The sequence below is a fragment of the Micromonospora sp. DT43 genome (assembly GCF_049841645.1).
GTDB lineage: Bacteria > Actinomycetota > Actinomycetes > Mycobacteriales > Micromonosporaceae > Micromonospora.
On record NZ_JBNCKR010000016.1, the window covers coordinates 97,752 to 122,118 of the forward strand.

At 73.6% G+C, this 24,367-nt stretch carries 25 protein-coding genes; 16 read left to right on the top strand and 9 right to left on the bottom strand.

The window, feature by feature from the left end; translation table 11 throughout:
- Positions 1 to 38 precede the first annotated feature (38 nt).
- The gene (locus ACLQ26_RS28775) at positions 39 to 1,145 is read left to right on the top strand and encodes an iron-containing redox enzyme family protein (RefSeq protein ID WP_425747475.1); all 1,107 of its coding nucleotides are present in this window, start codon (positions 39 to 41) and stop codon (positions 1,143 to 1,145) included.
- Between the two features lie 75 nt (positions 1,146 to 1,220).
- Here the strand turns inward: ACLQ26_RS28775 and ACLQ26_RS28780 are convergent, their stop codons facing one another.
- Positions 1,221 to 1,448 carry a CDGSH iron-sulfur domain-containing protein gene (locus tag ACLQ26_RS28780; protein WP_425747476.1) on the bottom strand — a complete coding sequence of 76 codons (228 nt, stop codon included), beginning with the start codon at positions 1,446 to 1,448 and terminating at the stop codon, positions 1,221 to 1,223.
- Positions 1,449 to 1,672: 224 nt separating this feature from the next.
- Between ACLQ26_RS28780 and ACLQ26_RS28785 the strand changes: the two genes are divergently transcribed.
- Both ACLQ26_RS28785 and ACLQ26_RS28790 read left to right on the top strand, forming a co-directional pair.
- The gene (locus tag ACLQ26_RS28785; protein WP_425747477.1) at positions 1,673 to 3,085 is read left to right on the top strand and encodes a hypothetical protein; all 1,413 of its coding nucleotides are present in this window, start codon (positions 1,673 to 1,675) and stop codon (positions 3,083 to 3,085) included.
- A gap of 221 nt (positions 3,086 to 3,306) precedes the next feature.
- The gene (locus ACLQ26_RS28790; protein ID WP_393292980.1) at positions 3,307 to 4,449 is read left to right on the top strand and encodes a SigB/SigF/SigG family RNA polymerase sigma factor; all 1,143 of its coding nucleotides are present in this window, start codon (positions 3,307 to 3,309) and stop codon (positions 4,447 to 4,449) included.
- A 72-nt stretch (positions 4,450 to 4,521) separates the two neighbouring features.
- Here the strand turns inward: ACLQ26_RS28790 and ctaD are convergent, their stop codons facing one another.
- The 5 genes from ctaD to ACLQ26_RS28815 all read right to left on the bottom strand — a co-directional run bounded on the left by ctaD (position 4,522) and on the right by ACLQ26_RS28815 (position 10,191).
- Positions 4,522 to 6,513: a cytochrome c oxidase subunit I gene (ctaD, locus tag ACLQ26_RS28795; protein WP_425747478.1), complete on the bottom strand. Its 1,992-nt coding sequence runs from the start codon at positions 6,511 to 6,513 to the stop codon at positions 4,522 to 4,524.
- Positions 6,514 to 6,637: 124 nt separating this feature from the next.
- The gene (locus tag ACLQ26_RS28800; RefSeq protein WP_425747479.1) at positions 6,638 to 7,366 is read right to left on the bottom strand and encodes an ATP-binding protein; all 729 of its coding nucleotides are present in this window, start codon (positions 7,364 to 7,366) and stop codon (positions 6,638 to 6,640) included.
- Between the two features lie 111 nt (positions 7,367 to 7,477).
- On the bottom strand, positions 7,478 to 7,936 hold the full coding sequence (locus ACLQ26_RS28805; RefSeq protein ID WP_425747480.1) for a DUF4383 domain-containing protein: 459 nt from the start codon (positions 7,934 to 7,936) through the stop codon (positions 7,478 to 7,480).
- Between the two features lie 88 nt (positions 7,937 to 8,024).
- Entirely contained in the window at positions 8,025 to 9,182 is a 1,158-nt protein-coding gene (locus ACLQ26_RS28810) for a glycosyltransferase (RefSeq protein ID WP_425747481.1), read from the bottom strand.
- Positions 9,183 to 9,207: 25 nt separating this feature from the next.
- Positions 9,208 to 10,191, bottom strand: a complete 984-nt coding sequence (locus tag ACLQ26_RS28815) for a glucosyl-3-phosphoglycerate synthase (protein WP_425747521.1) — start codon at positions 10,189 to 10,191, stop codon at positions 9,208 to 9,210.
- A gap of 223 nt (positions 10,192 to 10,414) precedes the next feature.
- Between ACLQ26_RS28815 and ACLQ26_RS28820 the strand changes: the two genes are divergently transcribed.
- The 7 genes from ACLQ26_RS28820 (at position 10,415) to ACLQ26_RS28850 (ending at position 19,188) form a co-directional block, all read left to right on the top strand.
- Positions 10,415 to 11,425: a Gfo/Idh/MocA family protein gene (locus tag ACLQ26_RS28820; protein WP_425747482.1), complete on the top strand. Its 1,011-nt coding sequence runs from the start codon at positions 10,415 to 10,417 to the stop codon at positions 11,423 to 11,425.
- The gene (locus ACLQ26_RS28825; protein ID WP_425747483.1) at positions 11,418 to 12,506 is read left to right on the top strand and encodes a zinc-dependent alcohol dehydrogenase; all 1,089 of its coding nucleotides are present in this window, start codon (positions 11,418 to 11,420) and stop codon (positions 12,504 to 12,506) included. Before ACLQ26_RS28820 ends, ACLQ26_RS28825 begins: the two co-directional genes overlap by 8 nt.
- Positions 12,507 to 12,554: 48 nt before the next feature.
- Positions 12,555 to 14,333, top strand: a complete 1,779-nt coding sequence (locus tag ACLQ26_RS28830) for an ABC transporter ATP-binding protein (protein ID WP_425747484.1) — start codon at positions 12,555 to 12,557, stop codon at positions 14,331 to 14,333.
- An 88-nt stretch (positions 14,334 to 14,421) separates the two neighbouring features.
- Positions 14,422 to 16,713, top strand: coding sequence for an accessory Sec system translocase SecA2 (gene secA2 / locus ACLQ26_RS28835; protein ID WP_425747485.1), 2,292 nt, complete (start codon positions 14,422 to 14,424; stop codon positions 16,711 to 16,713).
- A gap of 179 nt (positions 16,714 to 16,892) precedes the next feature.
- Complete coding sequence (locus ACLQ26_RS28840) at positions 16,893 to 17,633, top strand: GAF and ANTAR domain-containing protein (protein WP_425747522.1); 741 nt, start codon at positions 16,893 to 16,895, stop codon at positions 17,631 to 17,633.
- Positions 17,634 to 17,867: 234 nt separating this feature from the next.
- Complete coding sequence (locus ACLQ26_RS28845; protein WP_425747486.1) at positions 17,868 to 18,359, top strand: DUF2231 domain-containing protein; 492 nt, start codon at positions 17,868 to 17,870, stop codon at positions 18,357 to 18,359.
- 64 nt (positions 18,360 to 18,423) lie between these two features.
- Entirely contained in the window at positions 18,424 to 19,188 is a 765-nt protein-coding gene (locus tag ACLQ26_RS28850) for a class I SAM-dependent methyltransferase (protein WP_425747487.1), read from the top strand.
- A 24-nt stretch (positions 19,189 to 19,212) separates the two neighbouring features.
- Here the strand turns inward: ACLQ26_RS28850 and ACLQ26_RS28855 are convergent, their stop codons facing one another.
- Complete coding sequence (locus ACLQ26_RS28855) at positions 19,213 to 20,163, bottom strand: DUF3500 domain-containing protein (protein WP_425747488.1); 951 nt, start codon at positions 20,161 to 20,163, stop codon at positions 19,213 to 19,215.
- 32 nt (positions 20,164 to 20,195) lie between these two features.
- Positions 20,196 to 20,588, bottom strand: coding sequence for an ankyrin repeat domain-containing protein (locus tag ACLQ26_RS28860; RefSeq protein WP_425747489.1), 393 nt, complete (start codon positions 20,586 to 20,588; stop codon positions 20,196 to 20,198).
- A 63-nt stretch (positions 20,589 to 20,651) separates the two neighbouring features.
- Here ACLQ26_RS28860 and ACLQ26_RS28865 point away from each other — a divergent pair, with 63 nt between their 5' ends.
- The 5 genes from ACLQ26_RS28865 to ACLQ26_RS28885 all read left to right on the top strand — a co-directional run bounded on the left by ACLQ26_RS28865 (position 20,652) and on the right by ACLQ26_RS28885 (position 23,622).
- The gene (locus ACLQ26_RS28865) at positions 20,652 to 21,029 is read left to right on the top strand and encodes a signal peptidase I (protein WP_393292949.1); all 378 of its coding nucleotides are present in this window, start codon (positions 20,652 to 20,654) and stop codon (positions 21,027 to 21,029) included.
- A gap of 116 nt (positions 21,030 to 21,145) precedes the next feature.
- Entirely contained in the window at positions 21,146 to 21,601 is a 456-nt protein-coding gene (locus tag ACLQ26_RS28870) for a cysteine dioxygenase (RefSeq protein ID WP_425747491.1), read from the top strand.
- A gap of 44 nt (positions 21,602 to 21,645) precedes the next feature.
- The gene (locus ACLQ26_RS28875) at positions 21,646 to 22,134 is read left to right on the top strand and encodes a rhodanese-like domain-containing protein (RefSeq protein ID WP_425747492.1); all 489 of its coding nucleotides are present in this window, start codon (positions 21,646 to 21,648) and stop codon (positions 22,132 to 22,134) included.
- A 52-nt stretch (positions 22,135 to 22,186) separates the two neighbouring features.
- Positions 22,187 to 22,756 (top strand): winged helix-turn-helix domain-containing protein, encoded by a 570-nt coding sequence (locus tag ACLQ26_RS28880; protein WP_425747493.1) that lies wholly within the window; start codon positions 22,187 to 22,189, stop codon positions 22,754 to 22,756.
- 260 nt (positions 22,757 to 23,016) lie between these two features.
- Positions 23,017 to 23,622: a winged helix-turn-helix domain-containing protein gene (locus ACLQ26_RS28885; RefSeq protein WP_425747494.1), complete on the top strand. Its 606-nt coding sequence runs from the start codon at positions 23,017 to 23,019 to the stop codon at positions 23,620 to 23,622.
- Here ACLQ26_RS28885 and ACLQ26_RS28890 read toward each other — a convergent pair.
- Complete coding sequence (locus tag ACLQ26_RS28890; protein WP_425747496.1) at positions 23,600 to 23,722, bottom strand: hypothetical protein; 123 nt, start codon at positions 23,720 to 23,722, stop codon at positions 23,600 to 23,602. The two genes, ACLQ26_RS28885 and ACLQ26_RS28890, sit on opposite strands and share 23 nt — an antisense overlap.
- On the opposite strand from ACLQ26_RS28890, the gene ACLQ26_RS28895 reads away from it, so the two are divergent.
- A complete protein-coding gene (locus ACLQ26_RS28895) occupies positions 23,715 to 24,359 on the top strand; it encodes a uridine kinase (protein WP_363685698.1) in 645 nt (214 codons plus the stop codon). The two genes, ACLQ26_RS28890 and ACLQ26_RS28895, sit on opposite strands and share 8 nt — an antisense overlap.
- Positions 24,360 to 24,367: the final 8 nt, after the last annotated feature.

The window sequence follows — 24,367 nt, forward strand, 5'->3', positions numbered from 1 at the left end:
CAGGGCATCAGTAGCGGCCCGACGACGCTGGAGGTCACATGCCGGAGCCCGCCGACCGCCGCTACGGTCCCGCGCGCCTGCCGCGGTCACGCGGTCCGCTGTCCGCCGCGGTGACCGATGCGCTGCGCCGACCGCCGCACGACCTGCCGCCCGGCCTGGGCGTCGACCTCGACCCGGCGGACCCGTTCAGCGACGAGGACCTGCAACTGACCCTGTTCCTCTGCTACGAGCTGCACTATCGGGGTTGGCGCGGGGTGGACGAGGACTGGGAGTGGCAGCCCACGCTGCTGGCTCTGCGGGCCCGCGCCGAGCGCCCCTTCGAGGCGGCGCTGCGCCGGCTGGTCGGCGCACCGGCGGTGCCGGCCGGCGGGGTGGCGGCCGGGCTGGGCGACCTGGTCGCGGCCGACGACGGGCCGCCGCTGGCCGCCACGCTCCAGCGACGCGCCGACCTCACCCAGTTCCGTGAGTTCGTCGCCCACCGCTCCGTCTACCACCTCCGCGAGGCCGACCCGCACAGTTGGGCGCTGCCGCGTCTCGGCGGTCCCGCCAAGGCCGCCCTCGTCGAGATCCAGACCGACGAGTACGGCAACGGCCGGCTGGACCGGATGCACGCCGAGCTGTTCCGGCGCACCCTCGACCGGTTGGGCATGGACACCGGCTACGGCGCCCACCTGGACGCGGTGCCCGCCGTGACGCTGGCGACAAACAACCTGATGTCGCTGTTCGGGCTGCACCGGCGGCTGCGCGGCGCGCTGCTCGGGCACCTGGCGGCCTTCGAGATGACCTCGTCCCTGCCCAACCGCCGCTACGGCAACGGCCTGCGCCGGCTCGGCTTCGACGAGGTGGCCACCCGCTTCTACGACGAGCACGTGGAGGCCGACGCGGTGCACGAGCAGATCGCCGCCCACGACCTGTGCGGTGGCCTGATCCGTGCCGAGCCCGCACTCGCCCCCGACGTGCTGTTCGGCGCGGCGGCGGCACTCGCGGTGGACCGGCTGTTCGCGGCGCACCTGCTGGACAGTTGGGCCGCCGGCCGCAGCTCACTGCGGGCACCCGCGCCGCCGGCCGCGCCGCCGACCGTCTCGCTCGCCGTGCCGGCGTCCGCCGCTGTGATGCCGCCGGCTGCCCGGCCCGTCGTCGTCTGACGGCCTGGACGGGCCTGCCGCACCCGGGCGCCCGTGCGTTGACGAGGCTGCGTCACGAGGCGCGGCGCTGTCGCGTCACGCCTGGCGACCCGTGCCCGCGCGGAAGTTGACCACCTTGTGGGTGCCGTCGCAGAACGGCTTGAGCGCCGACTTGCCACACCTACACAACGCCACCGTGCCGCGGCGGGCGTCGATCCGCTCGCCGTCCGGGGTGACCAGGGAGAAGTCGCCGCGGACCAGCAGCGGTCCATCCTCGTACGGGGTGATCGTGGCGGCGGACTCGCCGGTGTCCTCGGTGTGCATGGGCCGGGAAGTGCCCGCCCCCGCGGCGACGAAACCCCGTGCGGACGCCGTGTGCCCCACCTGTCGGATCGTCCCCGCCGGCCCCCTCCCGCCGCCCGGGGCTGATCGTCGCCGAACGCCGCTGACCTGTGGATTGTTGCCGCCGGGTGGGTGATGCCCCGTTTGAACCCCATCGGGACGGGAAGCCGGGCCGCGTGGTGAGCGAACGAGGCAAGGTGGGCCCGGTGCACAAGGTGCACAAGGGGCTGACGGCCGACGGCGCCGGTCTGGCCGGCGACCGGGTCGTGGCCCAGGGCAGCGCCGCCCGGGTACTGGTCGCCGCCACCGCCCGGGCGCTGCGCGGCGTGGACTGCGCCGACCTCGGGCACACCGGGCCCGCGTCACGGTTCCCGGGCGCCCCCGAACCGGTACGCCGCGCGGCGGTGAGCCGGGCCGCCGGGCGGGTCGCCCTCACCGTCGACCAGGTCGGCGAGGTGGATGCGGCACGCGTGGCCCGCTGGTTCGTCGACCAGTACCCGCGCCGGAGCTACCCGGGTGTGCTCATCGGTTCGCCGCACGGTGCGGCGGCCCACCTCGCGGTGGCCCTCGGCGTGCCGTGGCTGCCCGCCGGCTTCGAGATGACCGCCCACTGGAGCGACGGCGCCGTGGACCGCCCGGACGCGGCTGTCGAACACGGCGGCGCGCTCGCCGAACGGCTGCTCGCCGGCAACCCCGACGTGCACCTGCGTCAGGTGCACTGCCCGGCCAGCCGGGGATCGCTGACCGGCGTCACCGTGTCGCTTGTCGCCCGCTGGCGGGCACTGCCGGCCGCGTACGGGCAGTTCCTGACCGACCGGCTGGACGCGGGGGCCCCGGTGCTGCTGGTACGCGACGCCCGCACCTGGCCCGTGTCGGAGCGCGGCCCGGGACACAGCTTCCAGGTCGGCTGCCCGGCCAGTGGGCTGGACCCGGTCGACTTCCACCCCGACAGTCACGCCCTGCGGCAGGTCCTGCGCGCCGTGGGCGGGGACGCCACCGGGTGGGCGTCGCCGGAGGTGTCGGTGCCGTCGGGCGACGCCGAGCACGGCATGGAGTCCGGCTTCGAGCTGGCGGCGCGCGACTTCGCGACCCGGCACGGGCACCCGCTGCACCGGGTGCTGACGCCCCGGCCGGCGGCGCTGAGCGCGGGTGTGGCCGACCTGTACCGACGGTGGCTGCGGGCCGCCGGCAAGACCGGTGACCGGTTGGTGGTGGAATGCGGCCGGCTGCTCGATCCGTGGCAGGTGGTACGGGCGGGGATGGTGCCGTACTGGTGTGAGAACGCCACCCGGCGCACCGTCGACGAGGCCGAGTGGTGGCTGGCCGGCAGCGAGGCGTTCAGCTCGGTGGACGTGCTGCCCGAGCCTCCCGGGATGCGCTCGCCCGCCCTGGCCGGGCTGCCGCAGTGGCTGGCCGTCGCGGGCTTCGGCAGGCGGCGGCGCGCGCTGGACCGGACCTCCGCCCGAGGTTATCCGGTGACGTCCGTGCCGACGCGCCGGGCCACCGAGGTTCTGCGCGCCCAGCCGTACGACCTGCCCGCTCCGCCCCCGCTGGGGGCCGTCGAGGCCCTGTCGGTGCTCCGCGACAGTGGCGGCCACCAGGGGTTGCTCGTCTCCTGAGGGGAGGACGCCGAAACTTCCTCGCGAACCCGGGGTCCCGTGATTGAGTACCTACGGAGCGGGAACATCGCTGGCTGCGACGGCCTGACTGCGCCGCGTACATGCGTTGTCGCCCGCTGGCATCCCAGTCACTGACCCACTTTCCGGCCCGGTGCGTGGCTCGACCACGCGCACGACCGGTTTCCCGATCCGGGCGGGGGACCTTCCTGAGGGAGGCGCGGATGTTCGGACAGACGAGCACGACCACGACCACACCACCACCCACCGAGCGCGGTCTGGAGGATCTGGACGCGGCGGCACTCGCGTACGCGGCCCGCATCGCGGGGCTGCCGCCGGAGCGGCGGGGGGAGGCCCGGGACGACCTGGTGCGCTTCGCGCTGCCGTTCGCCGGGCGACTGGCCCGCCGCTACCGGGGCCGGGGGGAGCCGCTGGAGGATCTGGAGCAGGTGGCCCGCCTCGGGCTGGTCAACGCCGTCGACAGGTACGACCCGGAACGGGGTTCGTTCACCGCGTACGCGGCGATCACCATCGTCGGGGAGATCAAGCGGCACTTCCGGGACCGCACCTGGGGCGTGCACGTGCCCCGGCGGTTGCGCGACCTGATCCTGGAGGTGGGGCAGGCCACCGCCGCACTGACCAGCGAGCTGTCCCGGGCGCCGTCGGTGGCCGAGCTGTCGGCCCGACTGGAGACGCCGCAGGAGGAGATCCTCGCGGCGCTGGAGTCGGCGGCCGGCTACAGCCCGGCGTCGCTGAACGCGCCGGTCGGCGGGGAGAGCTCCGCGGAGTTCGGCGACCTGGTCGGGGAGTCGGACAACGCGCTGGAATCGGTCGACGACCGGGTGACGGTGAGCGGCCTGCTGCACCGGCTGCCGTGGCGCGAACGCCGCATCCTCGCCATGCGCTTCTACGGCAACCAGACCCAGGCGGAGATCGCCGCACGATTCGGCATCTCGCAGATGCACGTCTCCCGGCTGCTGTCGCGGGCGCTGACCTGGCTGCGGCAGGCGATGCTCGCCGACGCGCCACCGCCGTGGCAGAACGGGGCCGCCGAACCGGACCCGGGCAAGACCCGCATCTCGATACGGCAGGACGGCGACGGGGTCGTCGTCGAGGTCGGCGGTGAGATCGACCGGGACGGCGCGGACCAACTGCGCCGCGCGATGCTGGAGGCCGTCAACGGCCAGCCTAGCGAGGTCGTCGTCGACCTGGTCGGCGCGGGCGGCTTCGACGCCGGCGGGATCGCCGCGCTGATGGCGGGGCGGGACGCGGCGGAGCGTACCGGGGTGCCGCTGCGGTTGACCCGGGTGCAGCCCGCGGTGCGCCGCTCGCTCACCGCCGCCGGCCTGGCGCCCGCCCGGGACTGACCGCACACCGACGACGGACGAACGAAGGGCCGACACCCCGCAAGGTGTCGGCCCTTTTGCGCGTACCGGAGGTCAGTGTTCTTCGGTTTCGCCGTCGCTGTGCGGGTGCCGCCAGCGTTCGTGCGGCTTCGGCGCGTCCTCGGCGTCCTTCGGCGCGTCGCTCTGCTCGAAGCTCGGCCGGCGTACGCCCTCGGGCTCCGGCACGTCGACCGGGCGGGCGCCGGACTCCGGCGCCGGTTGGTACGCGACCGCGTCCCGGGCGCCGTGCGCGCCCTCGGCGGCGGGTGACTCCGGCGCGTGGTGCTCCAGGTGAATCTCGTCGCCGAACTGCTGCGGTGGCTTCGTGGTGCGCTGCGGCAGGTCCCGGCCCAGGTCGGCGACGAGGGGACCGTACTTCAGGTCGAACGCCGGGCGTTCCGAGCGGATGCGGGGCATCTTGTCGAAGTTGCGCAGCGGCGGTGGGCAGGTGGTCGCCCACTCCAGGGAGTTGCCGAAGCCCCACGGGTCGTCCACCGTGACGATGGCCCCGTACCGCCAGGACTTCCAGGCGTTGTAGATGAAGAAGAGCGTGGACAGGCCCAGGATGAAGGCGAAGATGCTGGAGACGGTGTTCAGCGTGGTGAAGCCGTCGCTGGGCAGGTAGTCGGCGTACCGGCGGGGCATGCCCTCGGCGCCCAGCCAGTGGTGCACCAGGAAGGTGCCGTGGAAGCCGATGAACATCGTCCAGAAGTGCGCCTTGCCGAGCCGCTCGTCGAGCAGGCGGCCGGTCATCTTCGGCCACCAGAAGTAGTAGCCGCCGAACAGGGCGAAGACCACGGTGCCGAACACGACGTAGTGGAAGTGCGCCACCACGAAGTAGCTGTCGTGGGTGTGCCAGTCCACCGGAGGGCTGGCCAGCAGGACGCCGGTGAGGCCGCCGAGCAGGAAGGTGACCAGGAAGCCGATGGCGAACAGCATCGGCGTCTCGAAGGTCAGCTGCCCCTTCCACATGGTGCCGATCCAGTTGAAGAACTTCACCCCGGTGGGCACCGCGATCAGGTAGCTCAGGATGCTGAAGAACGGCAGCAGCACCTGGCCGGTCGCGAACATGTGGTGCGCCCAGACCGTCATGGACAGCACGGTGATCGCGATGGTGGCCAGCACCAGACCGGTGTAGCCGAAGATCGGCTTGCGGGAGAAGACCGGGATGATCTCGGTGATGATGCCGAAGAACGGCAACGCGATGATGTAGACCTCGGGATGGCCGAAGAACCAGAACAGGTGCTGCCAGAGCATCGGTCCGCCGGTCACGGCGTCGTACACGTGCGCGTTGAGCAGGCGGTCGGCCGAGAGGGCCAGCAGTGCGGCGGCCAGCAGCGGGAACACCAGGATCACCAGCACGCTGGTGAACAGCATGTTCCAGGTGAAGATCGGCATCCGGAACATGGTCATCCCGGGCGCGCGCAGGGTGAGGATCGTGGTGATCAGGTTGACCGCGCCGAGAATGGTGCCCAGCCCGGAGAGGACCAGGCCGACGACCCACATGTTCGCGCCCACACCGGGGCTGTTCTCGACGCTGCTCAGCGGGTTGTACGCGGTCCACCCGAAGTCCGCCGAGCCGCCCGGCGCGAGGAAACCGCCGACCACCATGAGGCCGCCGAACAGGTACAGCCAGTAGGCGAGCGCGTTGAGCCGGGGAAACGACACGTCCGGCGCGCCGATCTGGATCGGCACGATGAAGTTGGCGAACCCGAAGGCCGCGGGCGTGGCGAACAGCAGCAGCATCACCGCGCCGTGCGAGGTGAAGAGCTGGTTGTACTGCTCGGAGGAGAGGAACTGCAGGCCCGGGCGGGCCAGCTCGGCGCGCATCAGCATCGCCTGCAGGCCGGCCAACAGGAAGAACCCGAAGGAGGTCAGCAGGTAGAGCAGGCCGATCTGCTTGTGGTCTGTGGTGGCGAGGAACTTGATCAGGGAGTTGCCGGGGACCGGCGCCCGCAGCGCTCCGGGGAAGCCCCCGAAGCGGGCCGGTGCCAGGATCGCCGGGCCCCGATCGCGACCGGGTTCCGTGGTTACCCGCTTGGGCATGGCTGCTCACCCCGTCGTGACGGCAGAAAGGACGAGCGTGCCTACCCGACCCTCGCACCATGTAACCAGGCTGAAGCGGTAATTTCGGTCAGATCGCCGGTACCGGTCGAAGCCGCCCGTGCGCTCAGGTGGCCGGCAGCATCGCCCAGACGGCCTTGCCCTGACCCGCGGGCACGCTGCCCCACCGCTGCGCCAGCTCGCGGACCAGCAGCAGCCCTCGGCCGCCCTCGGCCCGCAGATTCACGCCGGCGGGCTGGGCGGCGGCCCGACTGCCGTCCACCACGGCCAGGTGCAGGTACGGCCGGCGCAGCGTCAACGTCACCTGCATGGGGGTGCCCGCGTGCCGGACGACGTTGCCGACCAACTCGCTGAGCACCAGCGCGGCCGGGCCCGCCGCGACGGGCAGATTCCACCGGGCGCAGGCGTCCCCGACCAGCTCCCGGGCCCGCCGGCAGGCCCCGGCCACCGGCTCCAGCCGGGCCCGCATCCGCAGCGTCCCGGTCGCGCCGGCCATCCGGGTCGCCTCCGCGCAGTCCTGCGACACCGGCACCACCCGGCACGTCGTCGACTCGGCGAGCCAGCGCGCGGCGACCGGCGGCGGCGCGCACAGCACCACAGGCACGGCCGGCCACTCCTCGGCCCGGCGAGCCGTCGCCGCGAACACCGACAGCGCCAACCGGTCTCGCACGGTCACCTTCGCGAGGTCGACCACCAGCGCCTCCGGCTGCGTGGCCAGGGCCCCGTCCAGCGCATGGTGCACCGAGCGCATCGTGCCCAGATCGAGGGCGCCGGTGAGCCGGACGACCGCCACCGGTGCGGCCTCGCGCACCTCGCAGGTGATCCGGCTGGCCATCGGCGTGCCCTCGATTCGCTGGTCGGTCGGGATCTGCCCACTACCCGAGGCCCGGCGGCACCAAACCGGACCGGTCCGACCCGGGACGCAGGTCACGCCCCGACGCGCAGGTCAGCGGCGTGCCCGCCCAGTCAGCAGACCCAGCGCGATCAGGCCCAGCCCGAGACCGAGGTGCAGCCAGCCGTCGGCGGCGTTGACCGGAAGGACGTTCGCGCCGGTGTCGTGGTCCACCGCCAGGCCGTAGAGCCAGAGCACCAGGTAGACGGCGCCGCCGCCGATGAGGAAGGTCCGGGCGCCGCTGACCGTGCGCGCCAGCGCGAGGCCGACCACCCCGAACAGCAGGTGTACGAGGTTGTGCAGCACTGAGACCTGGAAGACGCCGAACAGGAAGGCGCCCGAGCCGTGCCCGGCGAAGCGCAGATTTTCCGTACCACTGGTGATCCCCGGGACGAAGCCCAGCACGCCGATCAGCAGGAACAGCACCGACGCGGTGCTCGCCGCCCGGCGTACCGGCGGCTTGCCGTCGGCCGGGTTGGCCCGGGCCCGGGAGTGCGCCATCGGTCCGACCATCACCGGCTCCTCGCTGCGCGACGGGCGTGAGCGACGCGCCTACCCGTTGCCGCCGACGCGAAACGCGCCGACGGCAACGGGTGCGTGCTCAGACCGGTTGCAGGCGGGGCGCGCTGGCCAGGTCGCGGACCCGCTGGTACAGCTCGACGTAGCGCTCGGCCATCACCGCGGGCGTGAACCGCTGGGCGGCCACCCGCCGGCACTCGTCCGGGTCGAGCAGGTCGGCGGCCACGACGAGGTCGTCCAGCTCGGCCTCGTCGGCGGTGAGCAGGCCGGTGCGGCCGTGCTCGATCAACTCCGGCAGGCAGCCCCGAGAGGTGGCCACCACAGGCGTGCCCAGGGCCAGCGACTCGACCACCGCCGTGCCACCCGGCTCCTCCCAGCGCAGCGGGAACAGCGACGCGCGGGCGCTGGCCAGCAGGTCGTCCCGCTCCTGGCCGGCCACGGTGCCGATCCAGCGCACCAGATCACCGTCGACGTGCGGCGCCACCTCGTCGAGGAAGAACCGCACGTCCGGGTTCTGCCGGGCCTCGTCGCCGGCCGCGGTCAGATCGGCCGGGCGATGGTACGGGCCCACCGGACCGGCCAGCACCAGCGGTACGCCGATCCGCTGTGCGAGCCGCGCGCCCACGTCCTGCCCCTTGCCCGGGTTGATCCGCCCGAGAATGAGCAGGTGCTCGCCCTTCTCCGGGCGGGGCCGGCGGTCGGCGTCCACGGCCAGCGGCGTGGACAGGTGCACGTGACCGACGGAGTGCTCCCGCAGCGCCAGCGGCGCCCGGGCCAGCTGCGACGCCGAGACGCCGTTGACCCGGACCCGGTCGCCGCCGTCCAGGTTGCCGTACAGCGCGGGATGTTTGGCCAGGTCCCAGTGCAGGGTGTGCAGGGTCGGCGGCCCGGACGGCCCCATCGCGGTGAGGGTGGCCAGCCCGACCGCCTCCACGTGGTCGTGGACCAGGTCGATGTCGTCGCGGGAGTGCAGCTCGCGGACCACCCCGGCCAGGTGCGCCTGGGCGATCCCGCAGACCTGGTTGTACGGCCGTTGCAGCGCCGCGAACTGCCCGTCGGCGAAGACCGACACCTTCTCGTCCACCGGCAGCTCGCTGCTCTCCACCGAGGCGAGCACCACCCGTACGCCGAGTCGCCGCAGCTCCGGCACCAGGGTGGCGATCACGTTCTCGATGCCGCCGTAGCCGGGCGGGGGGACCGACAGCCACGGGCCGGCGTTCATCAACACGGTGAGGCTCATCGGGGGCACTTCCGTACCTCGGCGCTCACGCCGCGGCCACCCGTCGGCGGGGGACCCGGTGGCGCAGCTCGGCCAGCGGTGGGCGCTCCTCGATCGACACGTCGCTGACCACGATCTCCCGGTCCAGGTTCGGCAGCGTGTCCGACCCGCCCCGGCGGAACTGCGTGAGCAGCGCCTCCGGCATCGTGCCCGGGCTCGCCCAGCCGCGTCGTTGCAGCCGGGACCAGGCGGTCAGCATGATCTGCGCGGACATCCGGCCGAGCGCCGCCGTGTCCTGGTGGCGGTGCTTGCGCTCGCCCAGGTCGACCTGCGCCAACGCGTCCAGGCCGACCAGGTCCAGCAGGTCGATCATCATCGCCGTCTCCACGCCGTACCCGGAGACGAACGGCACCTGCGACAGCACCTCGCGGCGACCGGCGTACTCGCCGGCGAGCGGCTGCACGAAACCGGCCAGCTCGGGCCAGAAGAGGTTGAGCAGCGGTCGGGCCATCAGCTCCGTCACCCGGCCACCGCCGTCCTGCTCCACGCTGGCGGCGCCCACCAGGGGCCGGTGATAGAAGCCCTTCACGAAGTCCACCGACGGGTCGGTGAGCAGCGGCCCCAGCAGACCGGTGACGAAGTGCGGGCGGAACTCCCGCAGGTCGGCGTCGATGAACGCCACCACGTCGCCCTCCGCGGCGGCCAGCCCGGCCCAGAGCGCGTCGCCCTTGCCGGTGAGCCGGGGCAGGCCCCGGGTCATCGCGTCCTGGCTGACCACTTCCGCGCCGGCGGCGCGGGCCACCTGCGCGGTGCGGTCGGTCGACCGTGAATCCACCACGATCAGTTCGTCGACGAGAGCGACCCGATCCATCAGGTGTTCCCTGATGGTCGACACGATCGCGCCGACGGTCGCCTCCTCGTTTCGTGCCGGCAGCACCACGCTGACCCGGCTCTCTCCCTTGGCGCGCAGCAGCCGGCGTGCCGGCCAGTCTGACGCCGAGGTGGTCCGGTACGTGGCCCACGCCTCCACCACCGGTGACACGGTCGTATCCCGCACGGGCACCCCTCCGTTTCGTGCGTGGAACAAGCGGAGCCTCTAGTTCCCACTCGCCACCACGCGCTAACCGTTCCCAGCGCAACAGCTTGATCACGATGGTGACATCGTGGCGTTCCCAGGGGATGAACGTTTGATTGCGCGCAACCCAGGGGACTGCTCCCAGTGAAGCCGAAACGTTCTCGAAAGAGGTTGTCGAATGGGTCGATGCCGGGTGGGTCTCGTGGGGGCCGGCGGGGTGGCACAACGTCATGCGCGGGTGCTGTCCGGGTTCGACGACGTCGAACTGGTCGGGGTGACCGACGTGGTGCCGGACGCAGCGTCCGCGCTGGCCGCCCAGCACGGCGGGCAGACCTTCCGCGACGTCGACGAGCTGCTGGCCGCCGCCCCGGACGCGGTGTACGTCTGCGTGCCGCCCTTCGCGCACGGCCCCGCCGAGGAGGCGGTGATCGACGCCGGGGTGTCGATGTTCGTGGAGAAGCCCGTCGCCGTCGACCTGGTCACCGCCGAGCGCGTCGCCGACCTCGTCGCCCGGCGCGGGCTGCGCACCGCCGTCGGGCACCACTGGCGCTACCTGAGCGTGCTCGACCAGGCCCGGGAGCTGCTCGCCGACCGCCCGGTGCGAATGGTCAGCGGCGCCTGGCTGGACAAGGTGCCGCCGGTCGCCTGGTGGGCGCGCCGCGACCGCTCCGGAGGCCCGGTGGTCGAGCAGGCCGCCCACGTGCTGGACCTGATCCGGGTGCTGGCCGGCGAGGTCACCGAGGTCACCGCGTACGGCAACGGCACGCCACCGCCCGTCGACGGCGCCGACATCGACTCGGTGACCACCGCCACGCTGCGCTTCGCCGACGGTGCGGTCGGCACCCTCAGCGCGGCCTGCGTGCTGGGCTGGAAGCACCGGGCCGGGCTGGAGATCCTGGCCGACGGGCTGGCCCTGGCGCTGACCGAGGACGGTCTGCTGATCCGCGACGCCGACGGCGAGCGACACGTCCCCGCCGATCCGGAGGCCGCCCGGGTGGCGGTGGACCGCGCCTTCGTCGACGCGGTACGCGGCGTCGGCGACGACGTGCGCGTCCCGTACGCCGAGGCGCTGAAGACCCAGCGACTGGCCCTCGCGGTGGCCGACTCGGCCCGCACCGGTCAGACGGTGCGGCTCGCCACGCCCGCCGCGCCGGTCGCGCTGAGCAGCGGGGTGAGCGTCGATGCGTGATCGGGTGGTCACGGTCACCGCCCCCGGCCGGGTGGAGCTCGTCGAGCAGGGGGCCGCGGTGCTGCGCCCCGGCACCTTCCGCGTCGAGACGCTGTTCAGCGGCGTGTCCGCCGGTACCGAGCTGAGCTATGTCAAGGGCACGAATCCCTACCTGAACGTCACCTGGAACGCCGACCTGGGGCTCTTCCAGCCCGGGGAGGCCAGCACCCCGTACCCGGTGACCCGGCTGGGGTACATGCAGGTCGGCCGGGTGGTGGAGAGCGCCACGCCGGCGGTCCCGGTCGGCGTCGTCGGTGCGATGACCTACGGGCACCGCACCGGCTGGCTCGCCGACCCGGTCGCCGAGCGGTTCGTGCCGCTGCCCGACGACCTGGACCCGCTGCTCGGCGTCTACGTCGCGCACATGGGCCCGATCTGCGCCAACGGCCTGCTGCACGCCGCCGCCGACCTGCACGGCGCGGACGTCCGCTCGCTCGGCGACGGTGTACGCGGCCGGCGGGTCGCCGTGGTCGGCGCCGGCGTGGTGGGTCTGCTGACCGCCCTGCTGGCCCGGCGACACGGCGCCGCCTCGGTGGTGGTGCTCGACCCCACCCCGCGCCGCCGCGAGGTCGCCGAGGCGCTCGGCCTGGAGACCCTCGACCCGGACGCGGACGACCCGGCAGTGGTGCTCAAGACCCGGTGGGCCCACACCTCCGGTGACCGGGGGGCCGACGTCGTGTTCCAGTGCCGGGGGCAGTCGTGGGCGTTGCAGCTCGCGCTGCGGACGCTGCGCCCGCAGGGCACCGTGATCGACCTGGCCTTCTACCAGGGCGGCGCGGACGCGGTCCGTCTCGGTGAGGAGTTCCACCACAACGGGCTGGCGCTGCGCTGCGCCCAGATCGGGCGGGTGCCGCGCGGGCTCGCGCCCACCTGGGACCGGGAACGGCTCTCCGCCGAGACCATCGACCTGCTGCGGGCGTACGGGGACGTGATCCGCAAGCACCTCGTCTCGGCGGTGGTGCCGTTCGACGAGGCGCCCACCCTGCTCACCGACCTGGCCGAGCGCCGCCGCCAGGAGTTGCAGGTCGTCCTGGCCACGTGACCGTCGGAGCGCGCCCGCCGGGTGACACGGCGGGCTACCGTTCCCGCCATGAGCACCCCGAAGGACCGGCCGGTCGGCGACGCGACCGCGAGCCGCCCTGTCGGTCTGAGCGCGTTGCTGCCGTACCTGCGGGAGCACCGCGGCACCCTCGTCGCGGTGGGCGCGCTGTCGCTGGCCGGCTCGGCGGCGTCGCTGGCCCAGCCTCTGCTCACCCGCTCGGTGCTCGACCGGATCGGCGCCACGCACCCGGCGTCCGCGCTGGTGGCGGTGCTGGTGGCGCTCGTGGTGCTCGGGGCGGCGATCGGCGGGCTGCGCGACTACCTGCTGCAACGCACCGCCGAGGGGCTGGTGCTGGGCACCCGGCGACGGCTGGCCGGTCACCTGCTGCGGCTGCCCATCGCTGAGTACGACAAGCGGCGCACCGGCGACCTGCTCTCCCGGGTGGGCGCGGACACCACCCTGCTGCGGGCGGTCGTCACCTCCGGGCTGTTCGAGACGGTCACCGGGGCGGTGATGGTGCTCGGCGCCGGCACCGCGATGGTGCTGCTCGACCCGCTGTTGTTCGGCGTCACCCTGCTCGGGGTGGCGCTGGGGCTCGGGTTCGCCGCGACCTTCGCCCGCCGGGTCCGTGCGCTGGCCCGCCTCGCACAGGAGCGGATCGGTGAGATGACCTCGGCGGTGGAGCGGGCCATCTCGGCGGCCCGGACCATCCGGGCCAGCCGCGCCGAGGCCCGGGAGGCGGAGACCGTCACCGGCAGCGCCCGCCAGGCGTACGCGGCGGGGCTGCGGGTGGCCCGGGTGCAGGCGCTGATCGGCCCGATCGGCTCGGTCACCGTGCAGGGAGCGTTCCTGCTGGTGCTGGGGATCGGCGGGGCGCGGGTCGCCGCCGGGGCGATCTCCGTCGGCGACCTGGTCGCCTTCGTCATGTACCTGTTCCTCCTGGCGCTGCCGCTGGGCCAGGTGCTGCGCGCGTACACCCAGTTGCAGTCCGGTCTGGGCGCGTTGCAGCGGATCGAGGAGATCCTCGCCGTGCCGGCGGAGGGCGCGGCGGACCGGCCGACCACCCCGACCGCCACGACGACCCCACGCCGGCCCGCCCCGATGATCGAGTTCGACCGGGTCGGGTTCGGCTACCCGGGCGGCACTCCGGTGCTGCACGACGTCAGCTTCGCGGTGCCGGCCGGCACCCGTACCGCCCTGGTCGGTCCCTCGGGCGCCGGCAAGTCGACGCTGCTGGCCCTGGTCGAGCGCTTCTACGAGGTGAGCGCCGGCGCTGTCCGCGTCGACGGGGTCGACGTACGGGAGCTGCCCCGCGACGCGCTGCGCGCCCGGCTCGGGTACGTGGAGCAGGGGGCGCCCGTGCTCGCCGGCACCCTGCGCGAGAACCTGCTGATCACCGCTCCGAACGCCAGCGACGACCGGCTGCGCGAGGTCCTCGACGAGGTGAACCTGCGCCACCTGGAGCAGCGCACACCGCAGGGCCTGGACGTCCAGGTGGGGGAGGGCGGCGTGCTGCTCTCCGGGGGTGAGCGGCAGCGGCTGGCCATCGGGCGGGCGCTGCTGGCCGGCCCGCCGGTGCTGCTGCTCGACGAGCCGACAAGCAACCTCGACGCGCGCAACGAGGCCGCGCTGCGCCGGGCCATCGACGCGGTGGCCGTCCGCCGAACACTGCTGATCGTGGCGCATCGGCTCGCCACAGTCGTGGACGCCGACCAGATTGTCGTGCTCGACGGCGGCCGGGTGGTGGCGGTCGGCACCCACGCCGAGTTGACCGCCACCGACCCCCTCTACCGGGAGTTGGCCACCCACCAACTGCTTGTCGCCTGACCCGAGGGCGACGCGGAATCGACATGCCGGCGGATACCCGACCGGCCGGGCCGCGCAAGGCGGCCGGAATCGCGTACCGTTGCCGCTCATGGGTGTGTCGCAACGGTTCAAGAGCAAGTTCCGGCGGTTCCTCCAGCGCCCGGGATCAACCGTGGATCTTGCTCCGCTGGAGAAGCTGCTGCCGGCGATCGAGGCGCGCGAGGATGACCTCGCCGCGCTTGACGACGCCGAGCTGACCGAGGCCGCCGGGGCCGCCTCCGGCTACGAGGAGATCTGCGCCGTCGGCCGCGAGGCCGCCCGCCGGGGTCTCGACCAGCGACCGTACGACGTGCAGCTGCTCGGCGCGATGGCGCTGCTCTCCGGCAAGGTCGCCGAGATGGCCACCGGTGAGGGCAAGACGCTTACCGCCGCCATCGCCGCGTACGGGCACGTCCGACTCGGCAACGGGCCGGTGCACGTGCTCACCGTCAACGACTACCTGGCCCGACGCGACGCCCAGTGGATGGAGCCCATCTACACGCTGCTCGGTCTGACCGTCGGCTGGGTCAACGAGGCGTCCACGCCGCAGGAGCGGCGCGACGCCTACGGCTGCGACGTCACCTACGTCTCGGTGAGCGAGGCGGGCTTCGACTACCTGCGCGACCAGCTGGTCACCGACGTGGCCGACCGGGTGCAGCCCGCACTGACCACCGCGATCATCGACGAGGCCGACTCGATCATGATCGACGAGGCCCGGGTGCCGATGGTCCTGGCCGGCGCGGTGCCGGGCGAGCAGGATCCGGTGCACGCCGCCGCCGCGCTGGTGCGCGGCCTGCGCAAGGGCAAGCACTACACGGTCGCCGAGGACGGGCGCAGCGTCGCCTTCACCTCCGCCGGCCTGGCCGCCGTCGAGGCCAAGCTCGGCATCGACCTGTACGACGAGGAGCACGTCGAGCAGCTCTCCGCGGTCCACGTGGCGCTGCACGCCCAGGCCCTGCTGCACCGCGACGTGGACTACATCGTCCGGGACGGCTCGGTCGAGCTGATCGACGAGATGCGCGGCCGGGTGGCCCAGCGCCGCCGCTGGCCCGACGGGCTCCAGGCGGCGGTCGAGGCCAAGGAGGGGCTGGACGCCACGGCCGAGGGCGAGGTGCTGGGCACCATCGCCGTGCAGGCGTTCATCGCGCTCTACCCGAAGGTGTGCGGCATGACCGCCACGGCGGTGCTGGTCGGCGACCAGTTGCGGGAGTTCTTCGGCCTCGAGGTCGCGGTGATCCCGCCGAACACCCCGTGTGTCCGCGAGGACGAGCCCGACCGGATCTACGCGACCCGCGCCGAGAAGGACGAGGCGCTGATCGACGAGATCCAGCGCTGGCACGCCAAGGGGCGGCCGGTGCTGGTCGGCACCCTGGACGTCAAGGAGTCCGAGGGGTTGGCCGCGGGGCTCAACGCCGCCGGCGTGTCCTGCGTGGTGCTGAACGCCAAGAACGACGACGAGGAAGCGGCGATCATCGCCGAGGCCGGCGCGTACGGCGCGGTGACCGTCTCCACCCAGATGGCCGGCCGGGGCGTCGACATCCGCCTCGGCGGCAGCGACCAGGCCGACCAGGAGCGGGTGGCCGAGCTGGGCGGCCTCTACGTGATCGGCAGTGGCCGGCACGACAGCCGCCGCGTCGACGACCAGCTGCGGGGCCGCGCCGGCCGACAGGGCGACCCGGGTGGCTCGGTCTTCTTCGTCAGCCTGGAGGACGACCTGGTCGTCCGGCACGCCGCCGACGCGATTCCCCCGTCGCCGCGGATGAACGCCGACGGCCTCGTCACCGACGAGCAGGTCGACTACGCGGTCGAGCACGCACAGCGGGTCGCCGAGGGTGTCAACCACGAGATCCACCGCAACACCTGGCGCTACAGCGTGGTGATCGAGCAGCAGCGCATCGCCCTCGCCGCCCGTCGGGAGCGGCTGTTGACCAGCGACGTGGCCGCGCTGATGCTGCTGGACAAGGTGCCCGAGAAGGCCGGCGAGATGGACGAGGACCTGCTCGCCCGGGTGGCCCGTTCGATCGCGCTCTTCCACCTGGACCGGCTCTGGGCCGAGCACCTGGCCGAGCTGTCCGAGGTCCGCGAGGGCGTGCACCTGCGCGCGCTGGGCCGGCTCGACCCGCTGGACGAGTTCCACCGGGCGGCGGTGCCGGCGTTCAACAACCTCGTCCCGGAGATCGAGGCCCGCACCATTGCCACGTTCACCGAGACCGAATTCGATGAGGATTGGGCGCCCGAGGACGGCACCCTGATCCGGCCGACCGCCACCTGGACGTACCTGGTGCACGACAACCCGTTCGGCTCCGAGCTCGACCGGTTGATCGCCTCGATCGGGCGGCGGCTCAGCGGCGCGTCGCGCTGACCTGGCCTTCGGGGCCTCCGCGACACCTCGGTGGTGTGGCGGAGGCCCCGCCTTACGCCGTTTCGATCCCGGTTTGCGAGGGTAGTAGGGCGGGTCGGTCACGGCGGAAGAGAGCAGACCATGGCACAGGTGACGATGTCGGCGGGATGCGCGCGAGGGCGTACGAGGGCAGTGGAACGGTGAACGTGGACACGCGGGAACCTGTGGTCGAGCACCTCGGCGTGCTGGAGACCGCCGCGCTGTTGCGGGAGCTGACCGCCGGCCTCATCGCGTTGACCGATTTCGACGAGGCGCTGCTGGCGCTGGTCCGGGTCACCCGCGACGCGGTGGCCGGGGTGCGCTGGTGCGGCTTCACCGCGCTGCGGGCCGGTGAGCCGGCCGGCGTGGCCGCCTCCGACGAGCGGCTGGCAGGCCTCGACGACCTGCGCCACGGCCCCGACTCGCCGGCGATGAGCGCCATCCGCCGCCGCGAGATGATCCTCGCGGTGGACCTGGCCGGCGAGCCACGCTGGCCGGCCTGGACGCCACGCGCCCGTGACCTCGGCGTCCACGGGGTCATCTCCGCTCCGGTGGACATCGACGACCAGGTCATCGGGGCGATCAACCTGTACGCCGCCGCGCCGGACGTCCTCACGCCTCAGCACCAGTTGACCGCGATGCTGCTCGCCGAACACGCCGGCCTGCTGCTGGCCGCCGTCCGCGACCGGAGCCGCCGGCAGGCGCTCGTCGGCGAGCGGGACGCCGCGCTCCTGCACGACGGTGCGGTCGGGCAGGCGATCGGTGTGATCATGACGCAGCGCGGGTGCCCGCCGGCCGAGGCCCTCGACGTGCTGCGCACCGCCGCGTCGTCCCTGGACATCCCGCTGCGCGAGGTGGCCGAACGCCTCATCCGGACGGTCTCCCGCCCCCGCGAGACCTGACCGGCCCCGTCGCCGTGTCGCCGTGGCGGCGCGCGGTGATCAACTCGGTTTTCTGGAAGTCGGGGTGTTCGAGCCGTGCGGACAGCGCGATTTCCTGGAACCCGAGTGGATCACGCTGCGCGGTGCCCGTTCTCCCGGCCGGCGGCGAGTCGGGCGGTGTCGTTTCGTGCGACGGGGGGTCGGGTAGCACTCTGGTCTGGTACCGATGAGCTGCGCCGACCCCGGGGAGGACCGATGCAGAGCCGGCTGCGCGTGCAGGGGCATCCCATCCAACCGATGCTTGTGACGTTCCCGCTCGGCCTCTTCGTCAGCGCCACAGTCTTCGACCTCACCGACGTCGCCGGCGGGCCCACGTTCCTCGGCGAGGTCGGCTACTGGACCGGCGTCGCCGCCCTGTTCGCCGCCGCGATGACGGCGGTCGCCGGCATGGTCGACCTGTGGGACGTGCCGGTCGACGGCACCCGCCGCACCGCCATCGCCTTCAACCTGGTGAACGCGGCCATGGCCGGCCTCTTCCTGGTCACCTGCCTGGTGCGCGCCCACTCGCCGCAGCGCGGCGCGACGATCGCGATCCTGGCCACCGAGCTGGTCGCGCTCGCCGCCGGTGGCGTGGGTGTACGCCTGGGCGCGCGGCTCATGCGCCAGTTCGACACCGGCCGGGCCGACACCGGCAGCCTGGACGCCCTCGCCAGCGGCACCGTCGACATCGCCCGCCCCCGCCCCTGACGACCGGGCGCACGCGCCGGCAAATGGGTTGCCACCGACCGGCCGGGCGGTGAGGCTGGCTCGCATGAGCGCCGAACGTGATGCCGAGGAGTTGATCGCGGAGGCCGCCGCCGCGCCTGTCGACGGCTGGGGCTTCGACTGGCTCGCCGGTCGGGCCACCGAGGAACGCCCACCCTGGGGGTACGCCAAGCTGGTCGCCGACCGGATGGCACGCGCCGACGCCGCGCTGGACGTGGACACCGGCGGCGGCGAAGTGCTGGCCGAGATCCCGCACCCGCCGAAGGTGTTGACCGCCACCGAGGCGTGGCCGCCGAACGTCGAGGTCGCCCGGCGTACCCTGCGCCCGCTCGGCGCGACGGTGGTGGCGGTCGCCCCCGACTCGGCGTTGCCGTTCCGCGACAACGCCTTCGACCTGGTGGTCAGCCGCCACCCGGTACGCACCGACTGGGCCCAGACGGCCCGGGTGCTGCGCCCCGGTGGGACGTACCTGTCGCAGCAGATCGGGCCGGGCACGATGCGGGAGCTGAGCGAGGCGATCCTCGGCCCGCTGCCCCCGCCGGAGGGGCGGCACCCCGAGCACGCGGTGGCCGCCGCCGAGGCCGCCGGGTTGCGGGTGGTCGACCTGCGCCGGGCCACGCTGCGCGCGGTCTTTCATGACATCGGCGCGGTGGTGTGGTTCCTCCGCAAGGTGGTGTGGACGGTGCCCGGCTTCACGGTGGACCGCTACCGTCCGGAACTGCTCGCGCTGCACCGCCGCATCACCACCGAGGGCCCCTTCGTCGCCCACGCCCAGCGCTACCTCATCGAAGCCACCCGCCCCACCTCGTGAGCTTCCCCGACCGTCGCGGTGGTGTCAGTGGGGGTGGGTCTGGTGGTGGGTGGCCAGGATGTCGGCGCCGAAGTCGCTTGCGGGACGGCGGAGCACCGTGTGCGCGTGGTTGCCGTCGGCGCTTGTGTTGTCGTACTCGATAAGCAGGTCGTCGCCCTGCACCCGGTAGTAGTGCCGCTGGCCGGGCGTCGTCGGGCCGGCCCAGGCGAAGTGCAGCGGGCCGCCCTCGACGCGGGCCGCCTCCCGTACGGCCAGCTCGGGCGGCAGCCGGTCCAGGTAGAGCGCGACGACCTGGTCGAGCAGCGCGCGGCCGGTGGGGCCGAGGCGGTCGGCCGGCACGCCGAGCGGTTCGAGGGGTCCGTCGACCCGCCCGCGGGTGGCGCTGATGATGTCCGTGGGCGCCTCGTCGGCGATTATCGCGGCGGCCCGGCCGGCCGGCCCGAGCGCGTCGAGCAGGGCCCGGGCCAGGTCCTCCTCGACGCCGAGCGGTCGGGAGACGGCGTGCCCGGCGTAGCGCACCGCCGCCGGGTTGGCCCCGAAGAAGATCGGCGCGGGGGAGACGCGGTCGTCGACCACTGTCATTGTCACCGACAGGTGGTGCCCTTCGAGCCGCCACGCCCAGCGGTCGTCGCGCGCCGGGTCACCGAACACGGCGATCCAGTAGTCGCCGCTGTGCCGCCCGCGGTGCCAGTCCTCGGCCCGGTCGAGGACCTCCTCGAGGGCGATGATCGCCATGGCCTGGGCGTACGCCGTCGGGCTGAGCGCGGTGGCCAGCAGCCGGTGCGCGGCCTTGCGGCCGGCGACGTCCAGGTCGGCGAGGCAGACGCCGGGGCGGGGCCGGGGCCGGTACTCCAGCCAGCGTCGGGCCGACTCGTCGTCGAACGGGTACACGGCGCCGATGCGGGTCGCGGGATCGAGCGCGGCCAGCAGCGCGGTGCCTGCGGCACGCATCTGTTCGGGCAGGGGATCTTCCACCGACCCTGTATACCGGGCCGTCGGGGGCCGCGTCAGCCGGCGCGCAGTAGCGCGGCCATCTCCGGCAGGTCGAAGAACTGCGCGGTCTCGATCGCCGACGGGGTGCCGTGCGCCGGGTCGGCGCCGGCGGCGAGCAGCGCGCGCACGGCGTCGGCACTGCTGCGGAAGACCGCGGCGGCGAGCGCGGTCTGCCCCCGGTCGTTGGCACGGGTGTGGTCCGCGCCGCGGGCCAGCAGGGCGGCCACCGTGTCCGGGTGGGAGTGGTAGGCGGCCAGGATGAGCAGCGTGTCGCCCTTGTCGTTGGTCAGGTTGACCGGCAGGCCGGCGTCGACCTGGGCGGCCAGCTCCTCGGTGGAGCCCGCGCGGGCCAGGTCGAACATCCGGTGCGCGAACGCCAGCGTCTCGGCGTCAAGGTCATCGGTCACCGGTCCAGGGTAGTCGCCGAGGTCCTGATAGGTTGCTCGGCCGGCGCGGTGGGGGAGGGTCCGATGGGCGAGACGGTCTACGTGGGCAACGCGGGCGTGGACGGCGCCGGCAACGGCGGCTGGCTGCTCGGGCACTTCGCGCCGCCGGACGAGATCCGGCACAGCACCGACGTCGAGGTGAAGTGGGGCGTGCATCCGCCCGGAGAGGCCCGCTCGCGGTGGGCGACAGGTGAGCGCCGGACCACCCTGCTGGTGCTCGTCGACGGGTGCTTCCGTGTCGAATTGCCGGACCGGACGGTCCGGCTGGCCACCCCCGGCGACTACGTGGTGTGGGCGCGGGGAGTGGATCACTCCTGGTACGCGGAGCGGGCCTCGGTGGTGCTGACCGTGCGGTGGCCGTCGCTGCCCGGTTACCGGGTGGACCCCCCGATCCTGCGGTGAGCCCCGAGCGGGCGCGGGGATCGCCTCCCGGCATGTGGAATTACCTACTAAACCTATAGGGTTTGCCGGCTAGAGTACGGGGGCACCCCGCCGAACGACCCGCTGAGGAACCACCGATGACCCACGATCGCCCGGCCCTTGACCTGCTCGCCGTCGCCGCCCGGTGGGCCGACCCGGCCGGCTGGCCGTTCGCGCTGCGCTTCGACCCGATCGAGCGCTGGTACGCCCGGCTCGCCACCGCCGACGACCACGAGGTGTGGGCCCTGAGCTGGCTGCCCGGCCAGGGCACCGACCTGCACGACCACGGCGGCTCCGCCGGCGCTTTCCGGGTGGTCGCCGGCGCCCTCACCGAGGAGACGGTCGCCCGGGGAGAACTGCGCCCTCGTCTGCTGCCCGCCGGCGTCGGCCGCCGCTTCGGCGCTCGCCATGTCCACCAGGTCACCAACCGCGGCCCGGAGCCGGCGGTAAGCGTGCACGTCTACCGGCCGGCGCTACGCCGGATGATCCGCTATCACCTCCTCGACGGCCGCCTGCGGGTCGCCGAGGTCGCCGAGGCCGGCCGGTCCTGGTGAGCCTCTCGTTCGCACCGCCCCCTCGTCACCGGAAGGAACCGATAATGCAGCTCACCGCCGAGCACTGTCCGGCGCCCGTGCCACCGCCGGGCTCCCGGGGCATCGACGAGATCCTGGCCGCCGCGCGAGCCCGCCTCGACCGTCTCGACCCGGAGCGGGCGCATCTGGCGTACCGGGCCGGCGCGTTGCTTGTCGACATCCGGCCGGCCGCACAGCGCGCCGCGCACGGCGTCGTGCCCGGCTCGCTCACGATCGAGCGCAACGTGCTGGAGTGGCGCCTCGACCCGCGCTGCCCGGCCCGACTGCCCGAGGCTGTCGACTACGACGTGCCGGTGGTGATCCTCTGCCAGGAGGGCTACACCTCGTCGCTGGCCGCCGCCGCCCTGCAGGACATCGGCCTGCACCGCGCCACAGACGTCGACGGCGGGTTCGCCGCCTGGCGCATCGCCGGCCTGCCGGCGCTCGGCCCCACCCCACTGCACCGCGCATCGCCCCTCGCGTCCCCGGTCACCGCCGGCTGGGCGCGCCGCTGACCCGCCACGCCGCACCCGGCGTGGCGGGCGTACCGCCATCTCAGGAGGCACGATGTCCGTCGTCGCGATCCCCACCCGTCCCTACTCGCCGGGTCACCCGGGTCGGGCCGCCGTCCGCCCGCGTACCGGCCCCACTCTGACCATCACCCTCGACCTGGCCCCCGGGCCGATGAGTCCCCGGCTGGCCCGGCTGGTACAGCTGCTCGGCGAGCTGGCCGAGGCCGGGGAGGGGCGGCTGGGCCTCGCCGACGACGTGCCGCCGCTGCCGCGCCCGCTGTCGCGCCCCGCCGCCGTCGAGGTGCCCGCCGCCGACACCGACGGGGCCGACGTGCACATCCTGGCCGGCTCGCGGGTGGTCCGGTGCGGCGACCGGGTGGTCGCGCTGACCCGCATCGAGTACGACCTGCTGCTGTTCCTCGCCGAGCGCCCGCACCGGGTCTTCACCCGCCTCCAGCTGCTGTCGAACGTCTGGGGCTACGAACACGCCGTGGCCCGCACCGTGGACGTGCACGTGCGGCGCCTGCGCGCCAAGCTGGCCGGTGCCGAGGTGGTCACCACCGTCTACGGGGTGGGTTACCGGCTGGGCGACGAAGCCCGGATCAGCGTCGACCACAACCGCTGAGTGGCGGTCCGGCGGCGGTGCGGGGGCGATGCGCGATGGCATGGTGAACAGGACGGGGACCCCCGTAACGGGGCATCGTGGCGGCTCTGCTGTAATCATCTGGCTTCGTACGCAGAGCGAGCGTCTGGCTCCGATGTGTTCGTCAATTGTCACATTCATGCAACGCAGCCGCCTCTTGACCCTCGCCCGGGTGCCCGGAAGCATCGATGAAGCGGCGTCCCGGGCCGTGGGGAGATACCCGGACCAGCCCAAGGAGGACCATGTCGGTCAGCCCCGCCTCGTCGCGCGCCGGATGGCATACGTCCCAACCCGCGGTGCCCGGTCGACCTCCCGGCGGTCAACGCCGCCCGACGAACACCGCCGCGCCCATGCTCACCGTGACGCTGTCCATCCCGCTGGCCTGTGAGGAGTCGCTGACCCCGCCGGCGCGGCGGCTGCTCGAAGCCGCCCGCGAGATGCTGGAACGGGGCGAGGCCGTGATCACCGGCTCCGTTCCGGCCGAGCGGCGCGCCGACGGAGTGCCGGCCAACCGGGCGCCCGCCCGAGCCCTCACCCCGACGATCCCCGCCCTGCACATCCTCGCGTCGTCCCGGTCGGTGCTGCGCGACGACGAGCCGCTGCCGCTGACCCGGCTGGAGTTCGACCTCCTGCTGCATCTGGTCGCCCACCCCCGCCGGGTGTTCACCCGGTTGCAACTGCTCAACGCCGTCTGGGGCTACGAGCACGCGGGTGTCCGCACCGTGGACGTGCACGTGCGGCGGCTGCGCGGCAAGGTCGGCGTGGACGTTCCCCTGGTCACCACCGTCTACGGCGTCGGCTACCGACTGGCCGACGACGCCCGCGTCACAGTCGACCGCACCGGCTGACCGCCTCCACCCAACCGGCCGGCAGCTCGGCCAGGGCGGCGGCCAGGCTGGCATCCGCGAGGCCACCCGGGCCGACGAGGCAGGATGGTGCGGTGCCCATCCGTCCCATCTCGCCGGACCTGCTCGTCGCCGAACTGACCGCCCGGCTCGCCGACGCCTCCCGCGCCGTCGAGCCCGCCCGGCTGCGCGTGGCGGTCGACGGTGCCCCCGCCGCAGGCCCGGACGCGCTGGCCGCCGCGCTTGTCGACCCGCTGCGCGCCCGGGGCCGCCCGGTCCTGCACGTGCGCGCCGACGACTTCCTCCGGCCCGCGTCGCTGCGCTTCGAGCTCGGCCGCACCAACCCGGACGCCTACTACGAGGGCTGGAGCGACGAGGCCGGCCTGCGCCGCGAGGTGCTCGACCCAGCCGGCCCCGGTGGCGACGGGCGGGTGCTGCCGTCGCTGTGGGACGCGACCGCCGACCGAGCCAGCCGCGCCCGGTACGTCGACCTGCCACCCGGCGGCGTGGTCCTGGTCAGCGGCGCGCTCCTGCTCGGCGGCGCACTGCCCTTCGACGTGACAGTCCACCTTCAGTTGTCCCCGGCGGCGCTGCGCCGCCGCACCGAAGCGGCAGACGAGTGGACGCTGCCGGCCTTCGACAGGTACGCCGAGGAGGTGGTCCCCGCGAGCTTCGCCGACGTGGTCGTACGGGCCGACGACAGTCGCCACCCCGCCCTCGTGGAGACCGGGGACGGCTGAGAAATCGC

What these genes read in the sequence shown, in the direction of transcription:
- ACLQ26_RS28890 (WP_425747496.1), bottom strand. Translation starts at nt 23,722, where the DNA reads ATGGGCACCGCACCATCCTGCCTCGTCGGCCCGGGTGGCCTCGCGGAT.
- ACLQ26_RS28800 (WP_425747479.1), bottom strand. Translation starts at nt 7,366, where the DNA reads ATGGCCAGCCGGATCACCTGCGAGGTGCGCGAGGCCGCACCGGTGGCG.
- ACLQ26_RS28885 (WP_425747494.1), top strand. Translation starts at nt 23,017, where the DNA reads ATGTCGGTCAGCCCCGCCTCGTCGCGCGCCGGATGGCATACGTCCCAA.
- ACLQ26_RS28845 (WP_425747486.1), top strand. Translation starts at nt 17,868, where the DNA reads ATGCAGAGCCGGCTGCGCGTGCAGGGGCATCCCATCCAACCGATGCTT.
- ACLQ26_RS28775 (WP_425747475.1), top strand. Translation starts at nt 39, where the DNA reads ATGCCGGAGCCCGCCGACCGCCGCTACGGTCCCGCGCGCCTGCCGCGG.
- ACLQ26_RS28780 (WP_425747476.1), bottom strand. Translation starts at nt 1,448, where the DNA reads ATGCACACCGAGGACACCGGCGAGTCCGCCGCCACGATCACCCCGTAC.
- ACLQ26_RS28830 (WP_425747484.1), top strand. Translation starts at nt 12,555, where the DNA reads ATGAGCACCCCGAAGGACCGGCCGGTCGGCGACGCGACCGCGAGCCGC.
- ACLQ26_RS28825 (WP_425747483.1), top strand. Translation starts at nt 11,418, where the DNA reads ATGCGTGATCGGGTGGTCACGGTCACCGCCCCCGGCCGGGTGGAGCTC.
- ACLQ26_RS28810 (WP_425747481.1), bottom strand. Translation starts at nt 9,182, where the DNA reads ATGAGCCTCACCGTGTTGATGAACGCCGGCCCGTGGCTGTCGGTCCCC.
- ACLQ26_RS28790 (WP_393292980.1), top strand. Translation starts at nt 3,307, where the DNA reads ATGTTCGGACAGACGAGCACGACCACGACCACACCACCACCCACCGAG.
- ACLQ26_RS28880 (WP_425747493.1), top strand. Translation starts at nt 22,187, where the DNA reads ATGTCCGTCGTCGCGATCCCCACCCGTCCCTACTCGCCGGGTCACCCG.
- ACLQ26_RS28870 (WP_425747491.1), top strand. Translation starts at nt 21,146, where the DNA reads ATGACCCACGATCGCCCGGCCCTTGACCTGCTCGCCGTCGCCGCCCGG.
- ACLQ26_RS28820 (WP_425747482.1), top strand. Translation starts at nt 10,415, where the DNA reads ATGGGTCGATGCCGGGTGGGTCTCGTGGGGGCCGGCGGGGTGGCACAA.
- ACLQ26_RS28805 (WP_425747480.1), bottom strand. Translation starts at nt 7,936, where the DNA reads ATGGTCGGACCGATGGCGCACTCCCGGGCCCGGGCCAACCCGGCCGAC.
- ACLQ26_RS28850 (WP_425747487.1), top strand. Translation starts at nt 18,424, where the DNA reads ATGAGCGCCGAACGTGATGCCGAGGAGTTGATCGCGGAGGCCGCCGCC.
- ACLQ26_RS28875 (WP_425747492.1), top strand. Translation starts at nt 21,646, where the DNA reads ATGCAGCTCACCGCCGAGCACTGTCCGGCGCCCGTGCCACCGCCGGGC.
- ACLQ26_RS28865 (WP_393292949.1), top strand. Translation starts at nt 20,652, where the DNA reads ATGGGCGAGACGGTCTACGTGGGCAACGCGGGCGTGGACGGCGCCGGC.
- ctaD (WP_425747478.1), bottom strand. Translation starts at nt 6,513, where the DNA reads ATGCCCAAGCGGGTAACCACGGAACCCGGTCGCGATCGGGGCCCGGCG.
- secA2 (WP_425747485.1), top strand. Translation starts at nt 14,422, where the DNA reads ATGGGTGTGTCGCAACGGTTCAAGAGCAAGTTCCGGCGGTTCCTCCAG.